Consider the following 2,100-nt stretch of genomic DNA (forward strand, 5'->3'; position numbering starts at 1 on the left):
CGCTGACGCCCTGCGGGACTGGGCCGCCTCGCACCTGCCCCCCGGCCATCCCGGTCCCGCCGCATCGTCGGCGGCGGGACCCGCCGCCGACGATGCGGCGTCGATACCCGATCCCCACGCGGATCCGGCGCCGGGACCCGCGGATCACACCTGGCCCTGCGCCGTGTGCCCGCTGTGCCGGCTCCTGGCGAGCCTCGCCGGCGACCGCCCCGAGGTGGTTGGCCATCTCCTCGCGGCTGCCGGATCCCTGACCGCGGCGTTCCGCGCCGCCCTCGGTGCCCGTGGGGAGGACGCTCCGGGGCCCGCCACGCCGCGACGGCGCGAGACGGCGCCCCCCGCATCTGGGGATCATCCATGGCCGGGGGACACCACCGGCACTCAACCCGCCACCGCGCTTAGACCCCGCGTGCAGAGGATCGATATCACGTGAGCATCGCTACTCCCGATAGTTCGAAGAATCTGGATATTCCGGGCAGCTTGACGGTTCCGCGCACCGAGCGTGCCGGTGCGGCCCCCGGCCCGTTGCCGGTGGAGAACCGGATGGAGGGCCTGACGATCGGCGTCGACGTTGGCGGGACGAAGGTCGCCGCCGGCGTCGTGGACGGCGCGGGGACGATCATCACCTCCCTGCGCCGGCCTACCCCGGGCCATTCGGCCGCCGAGGTCGCGGACACCATCGCCAGCGTCGTCGCGGAGCTCAGTGCCGACCACGCCGTGCGTGCGGTCGGCATCGGCGCGGCCGGGTGGGTCGACTCGGACCGGTCCCGCGTCCTGTTTGCACCGAACCTCGCCTGGCGCGACGAACCCCTGCGCGACGAGGTCGGGGCGCGCATCGGCCTGCCCGTCGTCGTGGAGAACGACGCCAACGCGATGGCCTGGGCGGAGTACCGTTTCGGGGCCGGCCGTGGCCGGCGTGACCTCGTCTGCCTGACGGTGGGAACCGGCATCGGCAGCGGCATCGTCCTGGGCGGTGAGCTCTACCGGGGCGCGTCCGGTATCGGCGCCGAGATGGGCCACATGCGGGTGGTACCCGACGGGTACCCGTGCGGATGTGGTAACAGAGGGTGCTGGGAACAGTATGCGAGCGGGCGAGCGCTGGTCCGGCTGGCGAAGAACATCGCCACCGTGGATCCGAGTGCGGCCGTGCCCATGCTGGAGCATTGTGGCGGTGGCGTCGACGCGCTGACCGGCCCGGACGTCACCGAGGCGGCACGCAAAGGGGACCCGGCGGCGATCAGGTGCTTCACCGAGATCGGCCACTGGCTAGGCGAGGGTATGGCGACGCTGGTCGCCGCGCTCGACCCGAACCGCTTCGTCATCGGCGGCGGCGTCTCCGACGCCGGCGAGCTGCTGCTCGGCCCGGCCCGGCAGAGCCTCCTGGCCGCCATGCCCGGGCGGGATTACCGTTCCGAGCCGGACATCGTCATCGCCGAGCTCGGATCCCAAGCGGGCCTCGTGGGCGCGGCCGACCTCGCCCGGTTCTGACCCGAAATCCCCACGAGTATCCCAGGAGGGTCGCCGAAGGCGATTCGACGGAGACCCCGTACGGCGCCCTATGACAGGGGTCCCCGCGTCGCGGCGAAGCCGCTAGGTGGGGAGGACCGGTAGTCGGGCACCAGTTCGGCGGCGAGCTCCTCGAGGAACAGCCCGGTGTCGGCGACGACGCCGACCGCGTGCGCGCTGGTGCGTTCGGTGAGGGCGTGCACCGTCGAGGGGTTGACGTCCACGCAGGCCACCGGGACCGAGGCCGGCAGGATGTTGCCGGTGGCCACGGAGTACTGGGCGCTGGCGATCATGAGGGCGAACGCCACTCCCCGCAGCGCGGCGCGCATCGCCCGCTGGCCTGCCAGGACGTCGGTGTGGACGTCGGGCAGCGGGCCTTCGTCGCGGACCGATCCGACGAGCACGAAGGTCTTGTTGGCCTTGACCATCGCGTGCATGATCCCCTGGGTGAGCACGCCGGACTCCACGGCGGCCCGGATGGATCCCTCCCGGCGGATCGTGTTGACCGCGCGGATGTGCTGCTCGCTGCCGCGCTGCACCCGGCCGCTGCGCAGCGGCCCGAGCCCCAGCGGCGATCCGTAGAGGGCAGCCTCCACG

Annotated in this window: 3 protein-coding genes; 2 read left to right on the forward strand and 1 reads right to left on the reverse strand. The window is 72.8% G+C overall.

The window, feature by feature from the left end; all coding sequences use genetic code 11:
- Both AC08OP_RS17955 and AC08OP_RS17960 read left to right on the forward strand, forming a co-directional pair.
- On the forward strand, positions 1 to 430 hold a 430-nt coding region (locus tag AC08OP_RS17955), incomplete at its 5' end, for a hypothetical protein (RefSeq protein ID WP_476615251.1).
- Positions 427 to 1,485: an ROK family glucokinase gene (locus tag AC08OP_RS17960; RefSeq protein ID WP_476615252.1), complete on the forward strand. Its 1,059-nt coding sequence runs from the start codon at positions 427 to 429 to the stop codon at positions 1,483 to 1,485. The genes AC08OP_RS17955 and AC08OP_RS17960, both read left to right, overlap by 4 nt.
- A gap of 68 nt (positions 1,486 to 1,553) precedes the next feature.
- Here the strand turns inward: AC08OP_RS17960 and AC08OP_RS17965 are convergent.
- The coding region (locus AC08OP_RS17965) for an ornithine cyclodeaminase family domain (protein WP_476615253.1) at positions 1,554 to 2,100 on the reverse strand (547 nt) is incomplete at its 5' end.

It is taken from the genome of Frankia sp. CeRuru1 (assembly GCF_977966315.1).